Origin of the sequence: Rhodococcus sp. PBTS 1, from assembly GCF_001620025.1 — a bacterium.
Classification (GTDB): domain Bacteria; phylum Actinomycetota; class Actinomycetes; order Mycobacteriales; family Mycobacteriaceae; genus Rhodococcoides; species Rhodococcoides kroppenstedtii.
Genome location: NZ_CP015219.1, coordinates 532286 through 552609 on the forward strand (window position 1 = coordinate 532286; position 20324 = coordinate 552609).

A 20324-nucleotide genomic window follows, 5' to 3' on the forward strand; every position below is an offset into this window, starting at 1 on the left:
GAGGCGGGGTCGCACCGTCCTGACCATGTGGCATGCTCCGATTCATGACGGAACCCACCGACGCCGCTCATCCTCTTCGTCTCGAGCGCACGACCACCGAGGCCGGAGCCGAGGTGGCGGTGCTGACGCTGCAGAACGGCGCCTTGAACCTCTTCGATCAGCCGATGTTCGACGCGATCGAGGCGGCGGTGGCGGATCTGGTGGCGTCGCCGCCGCGCGGGGTGCTGCTGCGGGCGGAGGGGAAGGTGGTCTCCGGCGGGGTCGACGTCCACGTCTTCGACGGGTTGTCGGCAGCCGAGGGCGCGCAGTTGTGGCAGGGCCTGTTCGACCGGGTCGCGCATCCGCTCGAGGACCTTCCGTGCCCGGTGATCTTCGCGGCGCACGGGTTGACGCTGACGGCGGCGCTGGAGATCGCGTTGGCGTGCGACATCATCCTGGCCACGCCGCGGGCGAAGTTCGGACTGGTGGAGACGGTGGTGGGGTTGACGCCGTCGATGGGTGGTCCGCAGCGCATGGCGGAACGTGCCGGCAGTGGCCGTGCGCGGGAATTCGTGATGACCGGGGATCTCTACTCGGCGGAGACGCTGCGCGAGTGGGGTGTGGTGAACCAGGTCCACGAGGATCTGGACGAGGCGGCGACGGCGCTGCTCCACCGTCTGGCCGACGGCCCCACGCGGGCCCATGCGGCGACCAAGCAGATCGTCGGTGCGTGGCGTTCCGGCGGTGTGCGCCATGCGGATTCGATCACGCCGGAGGTGTCCGGCGCGTTGTTCGAGACGGACGATCTGCGCGGGGCGGTCCGGAGTTTCCTCGACGTCGGCCCGGGGAAGGCCACCTACACGGGACGCTGAGCGATCAGCGTGCGGCGCAGCGCCGCGAGCAGGTCGGCGTCGGCGCCGAGCCAGTCGAGGTAGTTGTCGAACGACCCGTGCGCGGCGTCGACGGCGTCGAGCCCGGCCCGGAGGTACTCCTCCCGGACGCCGAGCAGGTCGTCCGCGATGTGCTCGGGCGGAACGCCGTGCGAGAGAACGTGATCGCGCAATGCACTCACCGCGTCGTTGCTGCGGAGATAGTCGGCGAGGATGTCCGAGTCCGTGACGCCGGCGGCGCGCAGCACCGTCGCGACGGTCCATCCGGCGCGGTCCTTGCCGGCAGCGCAGTGCACCAGCACCGTGCCCTCGCCGGCGGCGATCGTCCGCAGGACCGACCCCACCGCGACGCGGGCGCCGGGCCGGGTGGGGAACGCGCGGTAGGTGTCGAGCAGGTAGCCGCGCGCGTCGGTCACCCGACGGTCGGGTTCGTGTGGGGCCGAATCCGATTCGGCCGGAGCTGCAGCCGATTCGGCCGGGGCTGCAGTGGATTCGGCCGGCGCCGGACCGGTGTCGGGCTCGACCACCACCGCGTCGACGAAGGGAACGGCGTGCACCCGCACCGTCGGCGGGGTGCGGTCGCTGCCGAAGCGTTCCACCTCCGGCCGCCCGCGAAAGTCGAAGACGTCACGCACGCCCAGCCGATCCAAGCCGGCACGTCCGGCGTCGGTCAGGCGAGTCAGTTCCGAGGAACGCAGGAGCACGCCGGGTCGGGTGGTGCCGCCGTCGTCGGCGCGCAATCCGCCCACGTCGCGGACGTTCCAGGCGCCGTGGAGCAGAGTTGCCGCAGTGTCGGTCACCGCTCGACCCTAATCGGGCCGGTCCTCACGACCGGGGTCAGGCCGGGCTGCTCACGCTCGCCAGATGGGCGTCGACGAGGGGACCCACCTCGGCCAGGGCCTCGCTCGACATGAGCTCGCCGTGCCGGAAGGACACCTCCGCCGTCCGGAGGTGGCCGGTGCACCAGGTGCTCCAGAACTCGGAGGACCGCATCAGTTCGGCCGCGGTCACGGTCGAGTCGATCAGGAGGACGTCGGCGTCGATCGTCGGCGGAACGTGGGTGTCCACGAGTTCGTAGACGCGCAGCATCGCGGCGGTCACCACCCGCGCCTGCACGTCGGTGAGGGGGAGTTGGTCCCCGCCGAGACTTCTCCACACCGACCACAGCTCGTCCGGGCCGAGGGTGGCCGCGTCGGCAGGACGACGATCCGGGTCGCCGAACAGGGCGGCGTTCTGCTCGCGCTTGACGGTGCTGTCCGGGTCCAGGCTGTGCACGGGGTCGAGCAGGATCACCGAGGCGACCTCGAACCCCCGCTGGGCCATGGAGTCGGCGATCGCGTGGGCGAGGACGCCGCCGACCGACCACCCCAGAAGGTGGTAGGGCCCGCGGGGATCGACGGCGACGATCTCGTCGACGTAGCGGTTCACCAGCTCGGCCATCGTCGCCGGCAGGAAGTCCGGATCGGTGAGGGCCGGCGTCTGCACACCCCACACCGTCGCGCGCGGGTCGAGGTACCGACTCAGCTCCAGGTAGGGCCAGGCCAGGCCCATCATCGGGTGGATGCAGAACACCGCGGGCGATCCGTCGCCGTCCGCGAGACGCACCACGACGTCGGTGGGGTCGGCGAGGTCGTCGATCGTGGCGAGCAGGGCATCGACGACGCTCGGGCGACCGGCCGACGACGGTGTCTCGCGCGCTGCGAGCCGGTGCAGCAGATCGAGGTGGGTGACCGTGACGGGCATCGTCGTCACCCCCGGTCGGTGTGCGACGACGGCGGGCGCGTCGGGGCGGAGTGGGGCGACGCGGTCGGCGTCGGTCAGCGGACCTCGTCGGCGGCGGGCGAGCGATTCCTCCAGTTCTCGGTCACCGAGCGGCAGGCGCGGGAGCCAGGGGGCCACGTCGGCGAGGTCGGCGACGTCCGTGACGGAGGTGAGAATCCATCCCGCGCGGCACGCGTCGAGGGTGGCGACCCGACGCTCTGCGGGGTCGTCGGAGTCGAGGATGGTCACGGCGGCGCCCGATTCCGTCGCCGCCCAGATTCCCAGGACCCGATCGAGTTCGGACCGCATCGCGACCGCGACGACGGCGCCGGGTCCTGCTCCGCACGCGGCCAGTTCTCCGGCGATGCGATGGGCACGTTCTGCGAAGGGAGCGTGGCCTGCGTCGCCGAGAACGTGCAGAAGGTGGTCGGGCAGAGTCGTCGCTCGTGCTGCGGGCGTGAGGTCGGGTTCCGTGGGTGCGTGTGAGGGTGCGGGATCGGGCCGGGGCGGTGGGATGCGAGAGGGCGGCTCGGGACGGAGCGCCGAGCGCACGGTGCCGTCGAGCAGTGCGGCCACCAGTCGGTCGCGGTGGTGGAGAGTCGGCTCGTCGCGATGATGCCCGACGCGGGCGTTCAGGGTGTCGGTGTGGTCGACGACCATCGACAACCAGGAGGGGCCTCCGGGAGAGGTCCGGTCGGCCTCGACCGGTTCGGTCTCGACGAGAACCGACGTGGGATGACCGAGTGTCACCGCCCAGACGGACTGCAGGAGGGACGCGGGGGTGACGCCGAGGTGCGCGGCGCGCTCGGTCAGGGCGCGCGCGTCCGCCGTGTCGAGATGGATCGGAGAGGTGTCGAGAGCAGGTTCGTCGTCGGACCGGTCGTCGGCGCCGGCGAGGGTGCGCGCGAGTGTGGCCGCGTCGGCCGACGGGTGCGGTGCGGTGACCACGACGAGATGGCGGGACGCCTCCAGTCGGACGACGGCGGTCCGCGGGTGGGCGGACGGGACGACCGGTGCGGCTCGTCGGTCGTGGTTCAGGAACGCGGCGACGGCGGCGACGGGGTTGGGATCGCCGGTCGTGTCGACGGTGACGGCGAGCGTGGTGCCCAGGGCGTCGCGAATCTGGGCGAGCGTGGCGAACGGACCCGCGGAGTCCGTGGTCACCGTGAACTGGGCGATGGGGTGTGGGGGCTGCCGTTGCGCATCGTGCGCACCGCGCGCGGAGTCAGGCCCGGCCACAGGACGAACCTAGGCACTGTGTCCGTGTCGCAGGTGGTGGGAGATCGTGTTCTGGACACTTCACAAGGTCGGTCCGCTCCGGTGTGGTGCCGCGTCGTGATGTCTCGGAGATCACCGCCTTTGACAGTTGTTTACCTACAGCATCTATCTATATAGTTGCCGACAGTAAGCAACTGGAAGGGGTGAGGGCAGTGGCCGTACGCACCGACACCGCCGCATCGCTCGTGGAAGAGGTCTTCCGATTCGGCCGGGCACTGCGGGTCGCCGTGGCCCGCAGCGACGACCGACTCGAACTGGCGCCGGCACTCGTCGGCGTCCTCGGCACCCTCGCGACCCACGGCGAATGCCGTCAGTCCGAGCTCGCCGTGGTCATGTGCACCAGCCAGTCCGTGCTCAGTCGCCAACTCGCCGAGCTGACCGACGCCGGACACGTCGTTCGTACACCCGATCCGGCCGACGGTCGGGCGACTCGGGTCCACGTGTCCGACCAGGGAATCGCCTGCCTGGAGCGCATCAAAGCGCAACGAGTGCAGCGGTTGTCGGAACTGCTCGCCGACTGGGACGAGGACGATGCGCATGCCGCCCTCGAATCCATCACTCGGCTGACCACCACTTTCACCGTCGACGCGCAGTCCCGGCATTCGGGCTCCCGCGTATTCGCCGGCTGACTATCCGAGATACGACCGAAGAGAGAATTCCCATGGCTACCACCTACGACGCGCCGCCGTCCCGGGCCGAACGGGACCGTCGGACCCCCACGCCGGACTCCGCCGCCGACCCGAAGGCGATGACCCACCGCCAGATTCTCGAGGCACTGGTCGGTCTGCTCGCGGGTCTGTTCACCGCGCTGCTCAGCACCACCATCGTCTCGACGGCGCTGCCCACCATCATCGGTGACCTGAAGGGATCGCAGACGGCGTACGCCTGGGTCATCACGACGGCTCTGCTCGCCAACGCGGCGTCCACCCCCATCTGGGGCAAGCTCGCCGACCTGTTCAACAAGAAGGTGCTGGTCCAGACCTCGCTGGTCATCTTCGTCGCCGGATCGGTCATGGCCGGGTTCGCCCACAACGTGCCGATCCTGCTCGCCGCTCGCGTGGTTCAGGGCATCGGCATGGGCGGTCTGACCGCGCTGGTCGTCGCCATCATCGGCAGCATCGTCTCCCCGCGTGAGCGCGGGCGGTACTCCGGGTACATGGGCGCCGTCATGGCCGTCTCGATGTCCGGCGGCCCGATCCTCGGCGGCGTGATCGTCGACAGCCCGCTCGGCTGGCGCTGGTGCTTCTTCGTCTGCATCCCGCTCGCCGTCATCGCGCTGTTCCTCCTGCAGCGGACCCTGCACATCACCACCGAGCGCAAGGACGACGTCTCCATCGACTGGCTCGGCGCGCTGCTCCTCACCGCCGGTGTGTCGATCCTGCTCATCTGGGTCTCGTTCGCCGGCAAGGCCGGCTACTACGAGTGGCTCTCCCGCGAGACGGCGATCTACGTCGGCTCGGGCGTGGCGCTGCTGGTGCTGACCGTCATCGTCGAGGCTCGCGTCAAGAGCCCGATCATCCCCCTGAAGATCGTCACCGAGCGCACCACCGGTCTCGCGATCATCGCGTCGGTCGCCGTCGGTGTCGGTCTGTTCGGTGCCACCACCTTCCTGGGTCAGTACTTCCAGACGGCTCGGGGCTACTCGCCGACGGCGGCCGGTCTGCTCACCATCCCGCTGGTCGCCGGCATGCTGGTGTCCTCGGTGGGCTCGGGTCAGCTGATCTCGCGCTTCGGCAAGTGGAAGCCGTTCATCGTCACCGGTTCCGTGCTCCTCGTGGTCGGCTTCGGCCTCCTCGGCAGCATCGACCACGCGACCGAGCTGTGGCTGGTCGGCATCTTCATCGCGGTCGTCGGTCTGGGCACGGGCATGCTGATGCAGAACCTGGTGCTCGCCGTGCAGAACACCGTGTCGGTGCAGAACATCGGTGCGGCGTCGTCCACGGTCGCGTTCTTCCGCACCTTCGGTGGCGCGATCGGCGTCTCCGTCCTGGGTTCGGTCCTCGCCACCCGCGTCGCCGAGAACTCCGCGTCGGGCCTGGCCGCGCTGGGTGTGCCCGCCGGGTCGTCCGGCGGCGGTGGATCGCTCGACTTCGCCTCGCTCCCGGCACCCGTCGCCGCGGTCATCCGGACCGCGTACGGCGACGCCACCGGTCGCATCTTCCTCATCGCCGGTGCGGTGGCCCTGGTGACCGTGCTCGCCGTGCTGTTCATTCCGAACCGCCCGCTGCGCACCACGATCGATCTCAAGGCCGAGTCCGCGTCCGCCGTGCAGCCCGACGCCCAGGGCACGCCCGACGTCGATGCCGTGGCAGTGCCCACGGCGACGACGGTGCGCCCCGCGCCCGACGAGGCGCTGCCCGGGGAGTCCCGTCACGACGCAGGCTCTGCGCCGTCCGGACGTCACGAGGCTGCTCCCGGCCAGGCTCCGTTCGACGGATTGAGCACCGACGCTCGTGATCGCCTGCTGTCCCTGCTCCTGCCTCGCCCGACGGAAACGCTCGAGGCCCTCGAGGAGGCGGAGGCGCTGCGCGCCGAGGTCGCCGAATTGCAACAGCGTCTCGACGCCAAGATGCTCGGGTTCGACGCAGCCTGCGAACGACTGCGCCGGCTGGGACTCAGCGAGGACCAGATCGCCCGCGTGCTCGGCGACGTGCATGTGCCCGACGACGCCGGTCGGTACGCCACCAACTGATCGCCGGTTCGGAAGCGCCCCGCTCCATCCCGTTCGGATGGGGCGGGGCGTTCTGCTGTCCCGGTTTTCGGTCTTTGTCGTGGCGGGTGTCGGTGGGGGACACTACAATCGAACACATGAGCGATCGGGGGGTCGGCGCGGTGGGCGCGGCGCAGGTGGGGGGTGTGCCGTGGCCTTCGCGTGACCCTGCCGCGTTGGGTCTGCCGGTGTCGTTCGACTTGCCGGTGGTCGGGCATCTCGACGCGCTGGCCGATCTCGCTGCGGGGGCGGGCTATCTGGAGTGGCGCCGCTATCGGCACGCCGCCGCCCTGCACACCGAGTTGGTGGTGCCGGAGGAGGACCACGACGAGCGGGCCGTGGATGCGTTCGCCCAGTGCGCCGCCCGCATCGCGACCGCCCTGTCGGTGTCGCAGTACGTCGCCGAACGGATCCTCGACAACGCCGTGGCCCTGCGGGACCGGTTGCCGCGGGTGTTCGAGTGCCTGCGCGACGGGGTGGTTTCCCCGACTTTCATTCGCACCATCGTCTCCCGCACCGAACTCGTCCACGGCCGCCCGTACCAGGAGCAGGTGGACGCCGACATCGCCGCCGCGTTGCGCAAGCCGGGGTCGTGGTCGACGGCGCGGGTGCGGGACCTGTGCGACCAGATGGTCTACCGGCGTGATCCCGACGCCGTCCGCGAACGCCGCGAGGAAGCACTGAAAGGGCGGTGCTTCTTCACCGAGGCCGGTCGCGACGGGATGGGAACGGTGGGGGCGACGATGTCCGCCGAACGCGCCGCCATCGTCGCCCGCGTCGTCGAACGCCTCGCCGCGCAGGTCTGCAAGCACGACAGTCGCAGCAAGGGTGCGCGGGCATCGGACGCGCTGTTCGCACTGGTCAAGCACGCCCCGTTCGGCTGCGACTGCGCCCGCCCCGACTGTGCCTTCACGGTGGTCGATGCGGACGAGGTCGCGGCGACCGCGGCACGAATCGTGATCCACGTCGTCACCGACACCACCACCCTCACCGGACCCGTCCCCGCGAACACGGCGGCGCACCCGCAGGCGCAGAACGTGGAGACGACGGCAGTCGCGGCAGATCAGGGCGTCGCCGACGAGGTCACCGTGGAAGAGGTCGTGGTCGACGAGGCTGCAGCCGTTGCCGTAGAGCCCGAGGCGGTCCCGGTCGACGAGGCAGCGGTCGACGAGGCTGCGGCGGAGCCCGAGCCCGACCTGATCGACGGCGTCGGGTACGTCGCCGGGCTCGGCATCATCTCCGGCGCCCACGTCCGCGACCTCGCCCACGACCCCGACACCCTGGTTCGCCCGTTGGGCGACGGCACGGACACTCCACTCCCGGCGACCCAACCGGCCGACCCCTACCGGCCGTCCGCGGCACTGGACACCTACATCCGCGCCCGAGACCGGTACTGCACCTGGCCCGGCTGCAACCGGCCGGCGTGGGACGGCGACCTCGACCACATCACCGAATACGACCACGCCCACCCCGAGCGGGGCGGGCAGACCACTGCGACCGGGCTCGGCGCGAAATGCCGGTTCCACCACCTACTGAAAACGTTCGGGGACTTCGTCGACGACCAATACGACGACCCCGACCACCCGGGTCGGATCGTCCGCACGGTCACCATCCCGGAAGGCCGCACCGTGCTCGGCCCGGCGCACACCGGGTTCGACACCCACCCCGGACTCGACATGATCGTCTTCGGCGACCCACCCGCCACCGGCAGAACCGCACCACCGCGCACCCCGGCACCGGACGAGCCCGAACCCACCCGACCAGCCCCACGCACCGAGCAGAAACACGCCCGCCGACGCCAGGAACGCAACCGAAACCGACTCCGCAACAACCTGAACGGGGTCCGACCACCCGAACCCGACGACGCACCACCCCCGTTCTGACGAGCGGACAGGTGTGCCCGGTCAGCCGAGGGGAAGGACCCGCCGGAGGTAGTCGTTGTCGAACACCCCGGTCGGGTCGACCTCGGCGCGGACAGCGAGCGCGTCGTCGTAGCGCGGGTAGAGCGCGCGGAGCTCGTCGGCACCCAGGCTGTGCAGTTTGCCCCAGTGCGGCCGACCTCCGACACTGCGCGCGATCGCCTCGAACGCGGCGAAGTAGTCGCCGTCCGGTCGGCGGTGGTACTGGTGCGCGGCCATGTACGCGCTGGGTCGACCGTGCGCAGTGGACAGCCACACGTCGTCTGCTGCCGCGCAGCGGATCTCGACCGGAAAGGTCACTCGGTAGTCCGTGCGTCGAATCCAGGCGTCGAGCTCGCGAATTACCGTGGGCACAGCTTCCGGTGGTATCGCGTACTCGCTCTCGCGGAACCGCACCCGCCGGCTCGACGTGAACACTCGGTGGCTGCGATCGGTCATCGTTCGTCCCGACCATGCCGCCGCCGAGACGCGGTTGACGCGCGGGATCACCGCGGGCACCCGGGTGCTCGCTCGGTTGAGAACCTCGAAGGCCCCGTTGGCCATCACGTCGTCGTCGAACCAGCGTCGGATCCGGCTCAGAGGCGCCGCCGTAGCGTCCGCGGGGAGGCGCGTATTGCGTTTGACCAGAACACGATCGGTGTGGGGAAACCAGTAGAACTCCGGATGGTCGATCGTGGCGGCGTCGTGCGGGAACCGCTCGAGGGTGTCGCCCAGTCGACCCGGAGTCTCCTCGGCGCGCAGCAGGAACGCCGGCACACAGCGGAGCGTCACGGCGGTGAGGATGCCGAAGGCTCCGAGCCCGAGTCGGGCACACTCGAACACCGGACCTTCCGTCACCGTCCGTTCCGTTCCGTCCGCGAGGACCACGCGGACTCCCACCACCTGACCGGCCAGCCCGGTGAATCGTGCTCCGGTGCCGTGTGTCCCGGTCGAGATGGCCCCGGCCACCGATTGCACGTCGATGTCACCCATGTTGGTCAAGGCCAGGCCGCGGTCGTCGAGCATCGCGCACAGCGCTCGGAGTCGAGTGCCGGCGCGCACGGTCACATCAGTGGTGCCGTCCGGGCCCGGTGTCGTCGACTCGATGCCCGTAAGCAGGTCGAGTGAGACGAGGGTTCCGTCGGTCACCGCGGCGCCGGTGAAGGAATGGCCGGCGCCGACGGCCTTGACACGCCCCGGAGCCCGACGGACGACGTCGCACACGTCCGCCTCGTCGCGGGGTCGTGCCACCTCGACGGGACTCGCCTGCTGATTACCGGCCCAGTTCGACCATGTCATGCCTCGGATCAAATACTGGACAAGCGTCCAAGTCAAGCCCTAGGGTCGTCGACGTGCCTACTCGACTCTCCGTCGACGACAGACGTCGACAACTCGCCGACGCCGGACTCGCTCTCGCCGTGGACCAGGGCATCGCAGCCGTGACGGTCCGCGGAATCGCGGAGCGCGCGGCCGTGTCCCTCGGCGTCGTGCACTACTGCTTCGAGAACAAGGACGCCGTGGTCGGTGCGATGGCGGACGTCCTCGTCGCGGAACTCGGTGAGGCCGTCCGCGCCGCCCTCGACGCGGTGCCGCGTACCGGTGTCGGCCCTTCGGCCGTCGGTGAGACGGTGCGACGCGGGCTGGCCGCGCTCTGGGCCGCGATCGAGGCGACCCCCGAGCGTCAGATCCTCACCTACGAGATCACGGCGTACGCGGTCCGCGCCGACGGCCCGCATCGCACCATCGCGGAGCGGCAGTATCGCGCGATGGACGACGCCACCGCCCCCTTCCTGATCGACGTGGCCGAGGCCACCGCCACCACCTGGACGGTGCCCGTGCCCGTGATGGTCCGCTCGATCCTCGCCACCCTCGACGGCGTCGTGCTCCGCTGGCTGGTCGACCGCGACTCCGATTCCGCTGCAGGGGAACTCGATGCGTTGGCCGATCGGGTCGCCGCGTGGGCGGTGGCACGATGACGGCCACCGATCCGCGGATCGACCGTCTGAACTCCGCGACGGCCGATATCGATGCGCCTCTGCTCGCCGCCGACGTCGCCGCGATCGACACCAACCTGGCCGCCCTCGTGCGCCGTGCAGGTGGGACGCCCATTCGGGTCGCATCGAAATCCGTCCGGGTGCGGGCGGTGCTGGATCGCGCGCTGGCCACCCCCGGGTTCGCCGGGATCATGGCCTGGTCCCTGCGTGAGGCGCTGTGGCTGGAGTGCGACGACGTGCTCATGGGTTATCCCACCGTCGACCGCGGCGCTCTCACGCAGCTCGCCTCGAATGCCGCTGCGACGCAGCGCATCACGCTGATGGTCGATTCCGCGGACCACCTCGACCTGCTCGAGGCCGTGGGCCCGTGGGCATCGCCGCCGCGGGTTTGTCTGGACGTCGACGCCTCGCTGCGGCTCGGCCCGGCGCACATCGGCGTCCGACGCTCCCCGCTACGGACGCCGGCCGACGTCGTCACGCTGGGACGCGACGCGTCACGCCGGGGGATGGCCGTCCAGGGCGTGATGTTCTACGAGGCGCAGATCGCCGGCCTCCCCGATTCCGGGCGAGCCGTGCGGTGGATGAAGCGAAAGTCCGCCGGTGAGTTGGCCTATCGCCGCGCCGCGGTGGTAAACGCCCTGCGGGACGCGGTGGGCCCGCTGCGCATCGTCAACAGCGGTGGCACGGGGTCTCTCGAGGTGTCCGCGGCCGACCCGTCGGTCACGGAAGTCACGGCCGGGTCGGGCATCTTCGCGCCCACCCTCTTCGACGGGTACGACGCGTTCACGCCCGCCCCCGCACTGTTCTTCGCCCTCCCCGTCGTGCGGACCCCCACCTCCCGCATCGCGACGGCGTTCGCCGGCGGGTACATCGCGTCCGGACCGACCGGGCGGTCGCGCGTGCCGAGCATCGTCGGTCCGGGCCGCCTGCTGCGCGCCGAGGGTGTCGGCGAGGTCCAGACCCCGATCGTGGGATCCGGTGCGACACTCGGCGATCGGGTGTGGTTCCGGCACGCCAAGGCGGGGGAGGTGTGCGAGCGGTTCGACACCGTGCACCTGGTGGAGTACGACAACCGCACCGCGGTGCCCACCTACCGCGGCGAGGGACGTACCTTCGGCTGAACGAGGTCCGGGCTGACCCGCATGAACGCGCCCAGCAGTGACAGCTCGACGGGTGTGCCGGGCAGGTAGTGGGTCAGCGCCGGGGAGCGCACCACGTACGACACCCACTGTCCCCGCGAGAGGGCGACGTTGATCCTGTTGCGCGACAGCAGGAAAGGCATGCCTCGCGGCACGTCCTCCGGCGCGGAGGCCGCCATCGAGACGATCACCACCGGCGCCTCGCGGCCCTGGAACCGGTCCACTGTCCCGCAGGCGGTGTCCGTGAGTCCGGCGTCGTCGAGTGCCGCCCGGATCACGGCCACCTGTGCGTTGTACGCCGCGACCACCAGGACGTCGGCCGACTCCAGCGGTCGCGACTCGGCGCCGGTCCGCCACGTCCGGCCGATCACCGACCGCGCGAGTCGCACCACCTCGGCGGCTTCCTCGCGAGACGACGTCGCATTCCCGACATGGTCGACGAACGCCGTGTGGACGCCCGGCGAGACGCCGTCGAGTGACCTGGCCCCGACGCTCTCGTGTGCGTGCAGGCGGCCGTCGTACGACAGGTCGGACACGACGCGGCACACGTCGGGATGCATGCGGCGCGTGGTGGCGAGGAACCAGCCGAGGTCGGCGGGGAGCGTGTCCGCTCCGTCGGCCAGCCACCCGAGGGCCGAGGTGTCCACCGGCTCCGGGTGACTGCCCTGGCTCACCTGGGGGAGCTGCTGCGGGTCGCCGAGCAGAAGAAGGTTCCGTGCGGCGCGGCCGACGGCGACGGTGTTGGCCAGGCAGAACTGGCCGGCCTCGTCGATCACCAGTAGGTCGAACGCGTTCTCGGCGATGTTCTTCCGGTTGGTCATCGTCCACGCCGTACCGCCGACCACGCAGCCGCCGTCGAGGGCGGCGACGTCGACATCCTTGGCCGACGCGGTCCAGCGGCGAGGCCGATCCGATCCGGGCTTCTTGTGGACGCGTGTCCCGTCGAGTCCGGCGTCGACGACGGCGTCGAGGAAGTTCTCGACGACGGCGTGCGACTGGCCCACGACGCCGACGCGCCATCCATGGTCGCGGACCAGCGCGGCGACGACGCGAGACCCCGTGTAGGTCTTGCCCGTTCCGGGCGGGCCCTGGACGGCGACGTAGGACCGATCGAGGTCGAGCAGCGCGGTGGTGATTCCGGCGACGGACGGGTCGTCGGTGCGTAACGGGTGACCGGACCGGGTGCGCGGTCGGCGGCGCAGGAGCAGGTCGAGGACGGCCGACTCGGGCACATGGGGGAGTGCGTCGGCGACCTCGACCGCCGTGGTGGCCACGGCGGCGCGCAGGGTGGTCGTGGCGGGTCCGCGCGTGGGCGCGGTGGCCACGGGCTCGAGGTCGTGCGGGTCGGCGCCCTTCGGAATCGACTCCTCGAGCGTCACGGAGGACCCGTCCGCGGAGACGTCCACGATGGTCCCGGCGGCGGTCCACCGGTACTGCGGATTGGCGCGAAGCTCGGGCTTGATCCACTCCGGTGCCGGGGGCGCGTACAGCACGGCGACCTTCGCGCCCCGGACGGCGCTGCCGGGACCGAACTCACCGCGCAGCACCGAGGTTCGGCGAACGTTGTGTCGGGGCGTGGGCTTCGCCCAGTCCGACATCGACTCGACGCTCTCGACCACGAAGACGTCGCGGGTGTCCGCCCACTCGTCCACCGGTGACGAGAGACGGTCGAAGTGCGCCCACCAGAACGGCTTCTCCTCCCGTCGGTGGTAGTCCACCGCCGCGGCGAGCAGCGCCGCGCCCTGGCGTTCGGGCGTGCGCCCGTCGGTCGGCCCGGCGAACTCGCGCAGAGCATCTCGCGCCGGGTTCGGCGAGTCGTCGTCGTCGGTCGGCGGTGTCGGCTCGATCGGACCGCGGGGCGTGACGCCCGCCTCGGCGGCGTTTGCCAGCAACCAGTTCCGCAGCTCGAGGGTCGACTCGCAGTCGTATCGGTTGTAGTCCGCGATCTCGGCGAGCACCGTCGCAGCCTCGTCGAGCTCGCCCCGATCGCGCAGGTCCCGCCACCGGGCGTACTCGGTGATCGAGGCGACCGCGTCGGCCACATCGCCGCGCACCTCGGACATGTACGCCGGCTCGAGCTTCTTGATGCTGTAGCTGCGGGCCCCAATCCTCAGGGTGCTGCGCACCACGGGGTAGAGGTCCACCAGCACCTGCTCGCGCAGCAGGTCGTCCACCTCCTCCTCGTACACGCCGTGCCGCGACGCCAGCCGGAGCAGGGCCGACTTCTCGTAAGCCGCATAGTGATACACGTGCATGGCGGGGTGCTGTCGTCGCCGCTCCCGCACGTAGTCGACGAAGGCCACGAACGCCGCGCGCTCCTCGTCGCGGTCGTGGGCCCAGAACGGGCGGAACGCGCGATCGGTCTCGAGCACGCCGAACAGGTACTCGAGCCCCCAGTCGGTGGACCCGTTCTCGGTGTGCAGCGGGTCGCCCTCGAAATCGAAGAAGATGTCGCCGTCGTCGGGCGCCGGCAGCGCGCCGAGGGCCGACGGCGTGTGGAACTCGACGACGGGTGATTCCGTGGACTCCTGCTGAACCTGCACGCGCGCCTGGTCACGCAGCCCCGCGAGGCTGCGGGCCGACAGATCGGGCACCGGGCCCGACGACGCGGCCAGCGCGTCGATCGTCGCGACGTCCGCCGCGAGCAGAGCGGCCCGCTGCGACACCCGCATCCCGGCGACCAGCAGCAGATCACGACTCGCCTCGACCTCCGGCGCGCAGTGCTCGCACCGGAAGCAGGCCCGCACGGTCGCATCGGCCCAGTCGGCCGGGAGCAGTTGAGTGCGATGCTCGTCGAGCAGAGCCACCAGCTCCGCTCGCGCGCGCCGGTGGACCGGCAGGACGTCCGGAAGGTGGACGGCGGTGCGCGTGCCGTCGCCGAGCACGAGGCGGGCGGTGTCCGACACCGGAATGCCCGCCGCGGTCAGCGCCTCCGCGTACGCCGCGAGCTGCAGGATGGACGGAACCCGTTCGGTCCGTGACAGTTTGGTGTCGTGGACCTCGTAGGCGTCGGCCTCCTCGTCGTACACCAGGAAGTCGCCGAACCCGAGGAAACCGTCGCCGAAGAACGTGCCCTGATAGATCACCGGTGCCCGCCGCGCCGCCGCGTCCAGGGTGGTCGCAGCGGCGGCGGTGAGCTCCGAGCGCAGACGTCCCGGTCGCTCCACCGCGATCGCGTCGTCGCCGAACTGCCGACGGTACGCGGCCCACTGCCGTGCCTCGTGCTGGGAACCCAGCCGGGACAGCCGGGCGAGCATCGCGTCGTCCGTCCCTGCGGTCGCGCCGGCGTCGAGGCGTCCGAGATGCGCGTCCAGGGTCCGCAGCACCGCGAACTCGCACTGCGCGGCGAGAGCGAGGTCCCCCGCACTGTGGATCAGGTCGTCGTCGAGAACGAACACGAGTGCCAGCGTAGTGAGAGGGTCCGTCAGCGGGTGCCGAGCGCCGGGGCGATCGTGGAGTACCACGCGTCCCGCAGCTCGTCCTCGAACAGCGCCCAGCTGTGCGAGCCGTGATCGCGCATCGAGATCGTCGCGGGCACGCCGGCCGCGCGGACGGCGTCGGCGAAGAGGCCGGTGCACACGTTCACCATCGCCTCCACGGCGGCGCCGCCCACCGGGAAGAGGCTGCCCGCGGGGATGTCGTCGACCGGTCCGGGCATGCCCGAGGCCGACGCCGCGTAGACCGCGGTGCCGCGCAGTCGGTGTGCGTTCTGTGCCGGGTCGTGCTGCGTCCATCCCGGCGCGCCGGGGACGCCCCACATGGCGAACGGGTTGGTGAGCGCGCCGCCGATCATCACCGAGATCGCGGCCTGCGCCAGCGGGTGCGACGACGCCGGGCAGCCGCTGAGGGACGCGGCCGCGCGATAGAGACCGGGCGCCTGGACCGCGAGATCGAGGGCGGGTCCGCCGCTCATCGAGACCCCGGCGACGGCGTTACGACGGGTGCTGCCGAGGTGGCGGTCCATCACCGCGGGCAGCTCCGCGGTGAGGTACGTCTGCCACTTGTTCCGACCGATCAGCGCGTCGTCGGCCAGCCAGTCGGTGTAGAACGACAGCCGACCGCCGATGGGGAGCACCACGTTGACGGCCTTGTCGGCGAAGAACCCGACCGCGCCGGAATTGTTGATCCACCCCACGCCGTCCTCGTTGCCGAGGGCGCCGTTCAGCAGATACAGCGTCGGGGCAGCCCCTCCGCCCCGGGGCCGCAGCACGTCGTTCGAGACCACCTTGTCCATGGCGGGGGAGTAGACGTCGACCACCGAGTGCGTCGGCGACAGGTCGCGGACGCCGACCACGCGCGGACCGTCCTGCGCCGCCGCGGTCGGGACCACCACCACGGACACCGTGAGAGCGGCGACCACGGCGGTCACGACCGAGGGGAGACGGGAGACGGCGCGACCACGGAAAACGGACTTCATGGTCCGATCGTGTCAGACGGCGCCGCGCGGCCGGAGTCGGTCGCGCGTCGATGCCGTCACAGCTCCGTCACGACTCCCGGCGCTCTGCGGACCAGAATGGTCCTCATGCCGTTCTTCGAGGGATCACGCGGACGCGTCCACTACCGCCGGTGGCCGGTCGAGTCGCCCCGCGCGCACGTGGTGTTCCTGCACGGGCGCGGTCAGCACTCGGGGCACTATCACCGCTTCGCCGCGGCCCTGGCCGCGCACGGCATCGAGACGACGGCGCTCGATCACATCGGCCACGGGCTGTCGGAAGGCGACATCGGGGACGACGTCGCCTACCTGGACGCGCTCGCGGAGAACGCGCGCCTGCTCGTCGAGCAGATCGGCGACCGGAACGACGACACGGCCGGTCGGATCGCCGTCATGGGGCATTCCCTGGGCTCCGCGACGGCGGTGCGAATGCTGGCCGACGGGTCTTCGAGGGCCGTCACGGCGTTGGTTCTCGTCGCCCTGCCGACCCGACTGGTGGATCGGGCCACGCTCGTCCGGGCGGCCGCCGTCCCGACGCTCGCGCTGCACGGTGTCGACGACCGGATGGTGCCCATCGACGGCGTCCGCGACCTCGTGCGCGGCACGGCGGTGACCCTGCGGGAGTACGACGACGCCGGGCACGACCTGCTGCACGAGAAGATCCACCGCGTCGTGACCGACGACGCGGCAGCGTTCGTCGCCTGAGACAGTCGACGCGGCAGCGTTCGTCAGCTGACGATGATCGTGCGGGTGTGCCAGCCGGTGGACCCGCCCGGAATCGGCGGCGTGCGCTCCTCGGTCTGCGTCTCGCCGGTCCGGTCCGTCGCGCGGACCTGGACGTTGTGGTTGCCGGCCGTCGCGTCCCAGTCCCAGTACCACTGACGCCAGGTGTCCACCGAGTACTCCTCGGCGAGGGTGGCCTCCTGCCACGGCCCGTCGTCCACCCTGACCTCGACGCGGTCGATGCCGACGTGCTGGTGCCACGCCGTTCCGGCGATACGGACCCGGCCGGGCGACACCGGCGCGAATGCGGCCGGCACGTCGATGCGCGACGCGGTCTTGATCGGTCCGCGTTCACCCCAGCCGCGCTCGGTCCAGTACGCCTGCGCCTGGTCGAACCGAGTCAGCTCCCAGTCGACGACCCACTTCGTGGCGGAGACGTAGCCGTAGAGGCCGGGCACCACCTGACGCACCGGGTAGCCGTGCTCGAGGGGGAGCGGTTGCCCGTTCATCGACACCGCCAGCATGGCGTCGCGGCCGTCCCGAAGGGCCTCGACGGGGGTGCCGATGGTCATGCCGTCGATGGAGGTCGAGAGCAGCATGTCCGCATCGGCCTGCACGCCGGCCTCGTCGAGGATGTCCGCGATCGGGAACCCGACCCAGGTCGCGTTGCCGGCCAGGGGCCCTCCGACTTCGTTGGAGACGCAGGTCAAGGTGATGACGCGCTCGATCGGCGTCCGTGCCATGAGGTCGTCCCACGACAGGGTGATCTCGCGGTCGACCATTCCGTGGATGCGGAGCTGCCATTCCTCGGTGGTCAGCTGCGGTACCTGCAGAGCCGTGTCGATGCGGTAGAACGTGTCGTTCGCGGTGACGAACGAGGTAGCTCCGTCGACACCGATGTCGGTTCCCGCCGGAATGGCGGGGGCGGCGTTTCCGGCGGGCACCGTCGGAATGCGGAAATTGCGCATGTCGTCCGCGAGTCCGGCGGCCCGCTCGCCGACGTAGCGGCCGACGGCACCGGCGGCCACCGCCACCGCGGCCGCGGCGCCCGCGAGGACGAGGAATTTCCGGCGCGGCATCGCACCGTCCCGCTCGCCGGGCGGCGGGACGAGAGCGCGGGTCAACAGGCGGAGCAGAACGATGCCGACGATCACGCCGACGACGGTGGGGATCACGTCGACCGTGTCGGACGTGGGTCGCTGGGTCACCGCGAACACACCCACCGCGCCGAGCACGGCGAGAATCACGGACCCGATCGGCCGGGACGGCCGCTCGAGAAGACCGGCGACGGCCGAGATCAGCACGATCAGCACGCTCATGCCGACGAAGAGCGCGACCTTGTCGTTGGTGCCGAAGGTGTCGATGGCGAACTCGCGCGCCCACGAGGGCGTGCGGTCCACGGTGGTCGACCCGACGGCGAGGAACGGCGACGACGACGGGGAGAAGAACAGCGACAGCACCTCGCCCACCGCCAGCACCAGGCCGGCGGAGATCACGCCCGCGAGCATCCGGGAGAACGGGTGGATGCGGGTGCGGGTGTCGTCCGGCGGGGTGTCGACGGTGGGCGAGGTGGTCATGTGCGGTATTCGAGGCCGTTCCTCGAACGGCTTGCCGGAACGGCCCCGAATGTCCGGTCCGCTCAGCCGTAGATCTCGGAGACCTCCTTGGCGTGCGACTCGAGAATGACGTTGCGCTTGAGCTTCATCGTCGGGGTGAGTTCACCGGATTCGATGGTGAAGTCGCCGGGCAGAATCGTGTACTTCTTGATCTGCTCGGCGTTGGACACCTTCGAATTGGCCGACGCGACCGCCGCGTCGATCTCCGCGACCAGATCGCTGTTGGTGGTCAGCTCGGAGGCCTGGGTGTCCTTGTCCAGCCCGTGACGCTCGAGCCAGCCCGGCAGTGCTTCCGGGTCCAGCGTGATCAGCGCTCCGATGAACGGCTTCGCGTCGCCGACCACGAGGCACTGGCTCACCAGCGGGTGCGAGCGGATGGCGTCCTCGAGACCGGCGGGGGCGACGTTCTTGCCGCCGGCGGTCACGATGATCTCCTTCTTGCGACCGGTGATCGACAGGAAGCCCTCGTCGTCCAGCGAGCCGATGTCGCCGGTGTGGAACCAGCCGTCGCGGATGGACTCCTCGGTGGCCTTGTCGTTGTGCCAGTACCCGGAGAAGACCACCGGCCCCTTGACCAGCACCTCGCCGTCCTCCGCGATCTTGACGGCATGGCCCTCGAGGGGACGGCCCACCGAACCGATGCGCTGCTTGTCGGTGGTGTTGACCGTGACGGCCGCACTGGTCTCGGTGAGCCCGTAGCCCTCGCGGACCGGGACGCCGATGCCGCGGAAGAAGTGTCCGAGCCGGGCACCGAGCGGACCGCCGCCGGACAGCGCGCTCTGGCACCGGCCGCCGAGGGCCGCGCGCAGCTTGGAGTAGACCAGCTTGTCGAACAGTGCGTGCTTGAGCTTGAGCCCCAACCCGGCGCCGCCGGCGTCCTGCGCCTTGCTCCACTCGATGGCGACCTCGGCCGCCTGGTCGAAGATCTTGCCCTTGCCGCCGTCGTGTGCCTTCTGCTTGGCCGAGTTGTAGACCTTCTCGAACACGCGGGGCACCGAGAGGATGAAGTCCGGCTGGAACTCCGCGAACTGCTCGACCAGCGTCGTCGTGTCCGAGGTGTGGGCGACGGTCACCTTGGCCTCGAAGGCGCCGAAGGACACTGCGCGGGCGAACACGTGCGCCATCGGCAGGAAGAGCAGCGTGCGCTTGCCCTCGGTCATCTGGTCGTGCAGAGCCACCTGCGTCGCCGAGGTCTCGGCGTAGAAGTTGCCGTGGGTCAGCTGCACACCCTTCGGGCGACCCGTGGTCCCCGAGGTGTAGATGAGCGTCGCCGCGGAGGAGGCGGTGACCTGCCTGCGTCGAGCGTGCAGATCCTCGTCGGAGACCGACCGGCCGCGGGTGACCAGCTCGTCGACCGCGCCGCCGTCGATCACCAACGTCTCGCGGAGCGCCTCCGCCTTCTCGGTGACCTCCTTGACCCGCTCGCGATGGTCGTTGGTCTCGACGATGAGCAGCTTCGTCGCCGAGTCCTCGAGAATCCACGACGCCTGGTCGGCGGCCGAGGTCTCGTAGATGGAGACGGTGCAGGCACCGGCGGTCCAGATCGCGTAGTCGAGGACGACCCACTCGTACCGGGTCGCGGAGAGGATGGCGACGCGGTCGCCGAACTCGATGCCGGAGGCCATGAGGCCCTTCGCGGCGGCGGCGACCTCCTCCGCGAACTGCTTCGCGGTGACGTCGACGAACGCGGACCCGCTCCGACGCTGGAAGGGAACCCAGCTCGGGGTGTCCTGCGCGTACGTGAAGACGCTGTCCGCCATGGAGACGTCGTCGGGAACGGTGTAGGACGCGGGGACGGAGTATTCGCGCACGGTCGTGATTACCTTCCAGTAGCACCAGATGTGCTGTGTATTGGATCACAGGTCGGGCCGAAGCGGGCGGTCTCCCCGGTATCCCGTTTGTCC

The 20324-nt window shown here is 70.6% G+C and carries 14 protein-coding genes; 7 read left to right on the forward strand and 7 right to left on the reverse strand.

What is annotated here, in order from left to right:
- Positions 1–44: 44 nt before the first annotated feature.
- A complete protein-coding gene (locus A3Q40_RS02435; RefSeq protein WP_068104932.1) occupies positions 45–851 on the forward strand; it encodes an enoyl-CoA hydratase/isomerase family protein in 807 nt (268 codons plus the stop codon).
- Here the strand turns inward: A3Q40_RS02435 and A3Q40_RS02440 are convergent.
- Positions 836–1669: a tyrosine-protein phosphatase gene (locus A3Q40_RS02440; RefSeq protein WP_068099642.1), complete on the reverse strand. Its 834-nt coding sequence runs from the start codon at positions 1667–1669 to the stop codon at positions 836–838. The genes A3Q40_RS02435 and A3Q40_RS02440 overlap by 16 nt on opposite strands.
- A 37-nt stretch (positions 1670–1706) precedes the next feature.
- Positions 1707–3869, reverse strand: coding sequence for a thioesterase domain-containing protein (locus tag A3Q40_RS02445; protein WP_157889472.1), 2163 nt, complete (start codon positions 3867–3869; stop codon positions 1707–1709).
- A gap of 191 nt (positions 3870–4060) precedes the next feature.
- On the opposite strand from A3Q40_RS02445, the gene A3Q40_RS02450 reads away from it, so the two are divergent.
- The 3 genes from A3Q40_RS02450 (at position 4061) to A3Q40_RS02460 (ending at position 8501) form a co-directional block, all read left to right on the forward strand.
- On the forward strand, positions 4061–4537 hold the full coding sequence (locus tag A3Q40_RS02450; protein WP_068099644.1) for a MarR family winged helix-turn-helix transcriptional regulator: 477 nt from the start codon (positions 4061–4063) through the stop codon (positions 4535–4537).
- Positions 4538–4656: 119 nt separating this feature from the next.
- Positions 4657–6600 (forward strand): MDR family MFS transporter, encoded by a 1944-nt coding sequence (locus A3Q40_RS02455; protein ID WP_139204043.1) that lies wholly within the window; start codon positions 4657–4659, stop codon positions 6598–6600.
- Positions 6601–6716: 116 nt separating this feature from the next.
- Positions 6717–8501, forward strand: a complete 1785-nt coding sequence (locus tag A3Q40_RS02460) for a DUF222 domain-containing protein (RefSeq protein WP_068099646.1) — start codon at positions 6717–6719, stop codon at positions 8499–8501.
- Positions 8502–8522: 21 nt separating this feature from the next.
- Here A3Q40_RS02460 and A3Q40_RS02465 read toward each other — a convergent pair whose 3' ends face one another.
- Entirely contained in the window at positions 8523–9815 is a 1293-nt protein-coding gene (locus tag A3Q40_RS02465) for a D-arabinono-1,4-lactone oxidase (protein ID WP_068099647.1), read from the reverse strand.
- 53 nt (positions 9816–9868) lie between these two features.
- Here A3Q40_RS02465 and A3Q40_RS02470 point away from each other — a divergent pair, with 53 nt between their 5' ends.
- Positions 9869–10492 (forward strand): TetR/AcrR family transcriptional regulator, encoded by a 624-nt coding sequence (locus tag A3Q40_RS02470; protein WP_068099648.1) that lies wholly within the window; start codon positions 9869–9871, stop codon positions 10490–10492.
- The gene (locus A3Q40_RS02475) at positions 10489–11631 is read left to right on the forward strand and encodes an alanine racemase (RefSeq protein ID WP_068104938.1); all 1143 of its coding nucleotides are present in this window, start codon (positions 10489–10491) and stop codon (positions 11629–11631) included. Before A3Q40_RS02470 ends, A3Q40_RS02475 begins: the two co-directional genes overlap by 4 nt.
- Here the strand turns inward: A3Q40_RS02475 and A3Q40_RS02480 are convergent.
- Entirely contained in the window at positions 11601–15047 is a 3447-nt protein-coding gene (locus A3Q40_RS02480; RefSeq protein WP_068104935.1) for a TM0106 family RecB-like putative nuclease, read from the reverse strand. The two genes, A3Q40_RS02475 and A3Q40_RS02480, sit on opposite strands and share 31 nt — an antisense overlap.
- A gap of 26 nt (positions 15048–15073) precedes the next feature.
- Positions 15074–16066: an alpha/beta hydrolase gene (locus A3Q40_RS02485; RefSeq protein ID WP_068099649.1), complete on the reverse strand. Its 993-nt coding sequence runs from the start codon at positions 16064–16066 to the stop codon at positions 15074–15076.
- Between the two features lie 105 nt (positions 16067–16171).
- Here A3Q40_RS02485 and A3Q40_RS02490 point away from each other — a divergent pair, with 105 nt between their 5' ends.
- Positions 16172–16786 (forward strand): alpha/beta hydrolase, encoded by a 615-nt coding sequence (locus tag A3Q40_RS02490; RefSeq protein WP_068104941.1) that lies wholly within the window; start codon positions 16172–16174, stop codon positions 16784–16786.
- A gap of 23 nt (positions 16787–16809) precedes the next feature.
- Here the strand turns inward: A3Q40_RS02490 and A3Q40_RS02495 are convergent, their stop codons facing one another.
- Both A3Q40_RS02495 and A3Q40_RS02500 read right to left on the reverse strand, forming a co-directional pair.
- Positions 16810–18381, reverse strand: coding sequence for a molybdopterin-dependent oxidoreductase (locus A3Q40_RS02495; protein ID WP_068099650.1), 1572 nt, complete (start codon positions 18379–18381; stop codon positions 16810–16812).
- 62 nt (positions 18382–18443) lie between these two features.
- Complete coding sequence (locus A3Q40_RS02500; protein WP_068099651.1) at positions 18444–20231, reverse strand: AMP-dependent synthetase/ligase; 1788 nt, start codon at positions 20229–20231, stop codon at positions 18444–18446.
- Positions 20232–20324: the final 93 nt, after the last annotated feature.

What these genes read in the sequence shown, in the direction of transcription:
- A3Q40_RS02435 (WP_068104932.1), top strand. Translation starts at nt 45, where the DNA reads ATGACGGAACCCACCGACGCCGCTCATCCTCTTCGTCTCGAGCGCACG.
- A3Q40_RS02455 (WP_139204043.1), top strand. Translation starts at nt 4,657, where the DNA reads ATGACCCACCGCCAGATTCTCGAGGCACTGGTCGGTCTGCTCGCGGGT.
- A3Q40_RS02460 (WP_068099646.1), top strand. Translation starts at nt 6,717, where the DNA reads ATGAGCGATCGGGGGGTCGGCGCGGTGGGCGCGGCGCAGGTGGGGGGT.
- A3Q40_RS02465 (WP_068099647.1), bottom strand. Translation starts at nt 9,815, where the DNA reads ATGACATGGTCGAACTGGGCCGGTAATCAGCAGGCGAGTCCCGTCGAG.
- A3Q40_RS02475 (WP_068104938.1), top strand. Translation starts at nt 10,489, where the DNA reads ATGACGGCCACCGATCCGCGGATCGACCGTCTGAACTCCGCGACGGCC.
- A3Q40_RS02485 (WP_068099649.1), bottom strand. Translation starts at nt 16,066, where the DNA reads ATGAAGTCCGTTTTCCGTGGTCGCGCCGTCTCCCGTCTCCCCTCGGTC.
- A3Q40_RS02490 (WP_068104941.1), top strand. Translation starts at nt 16,172, where the DNA reads ATGCCGTTCTTCGAGGGATCACGCGGACGCGTCCACTACCGCCGGTGG.
- A3Q40_RS02495 (WP_068099650.1), bottom strand. Translation starts at nt 18,381, where the DNA reads ATGACCACCTCGCCCACCGTCGACACCCCGCCGGACGACACCCGCACC.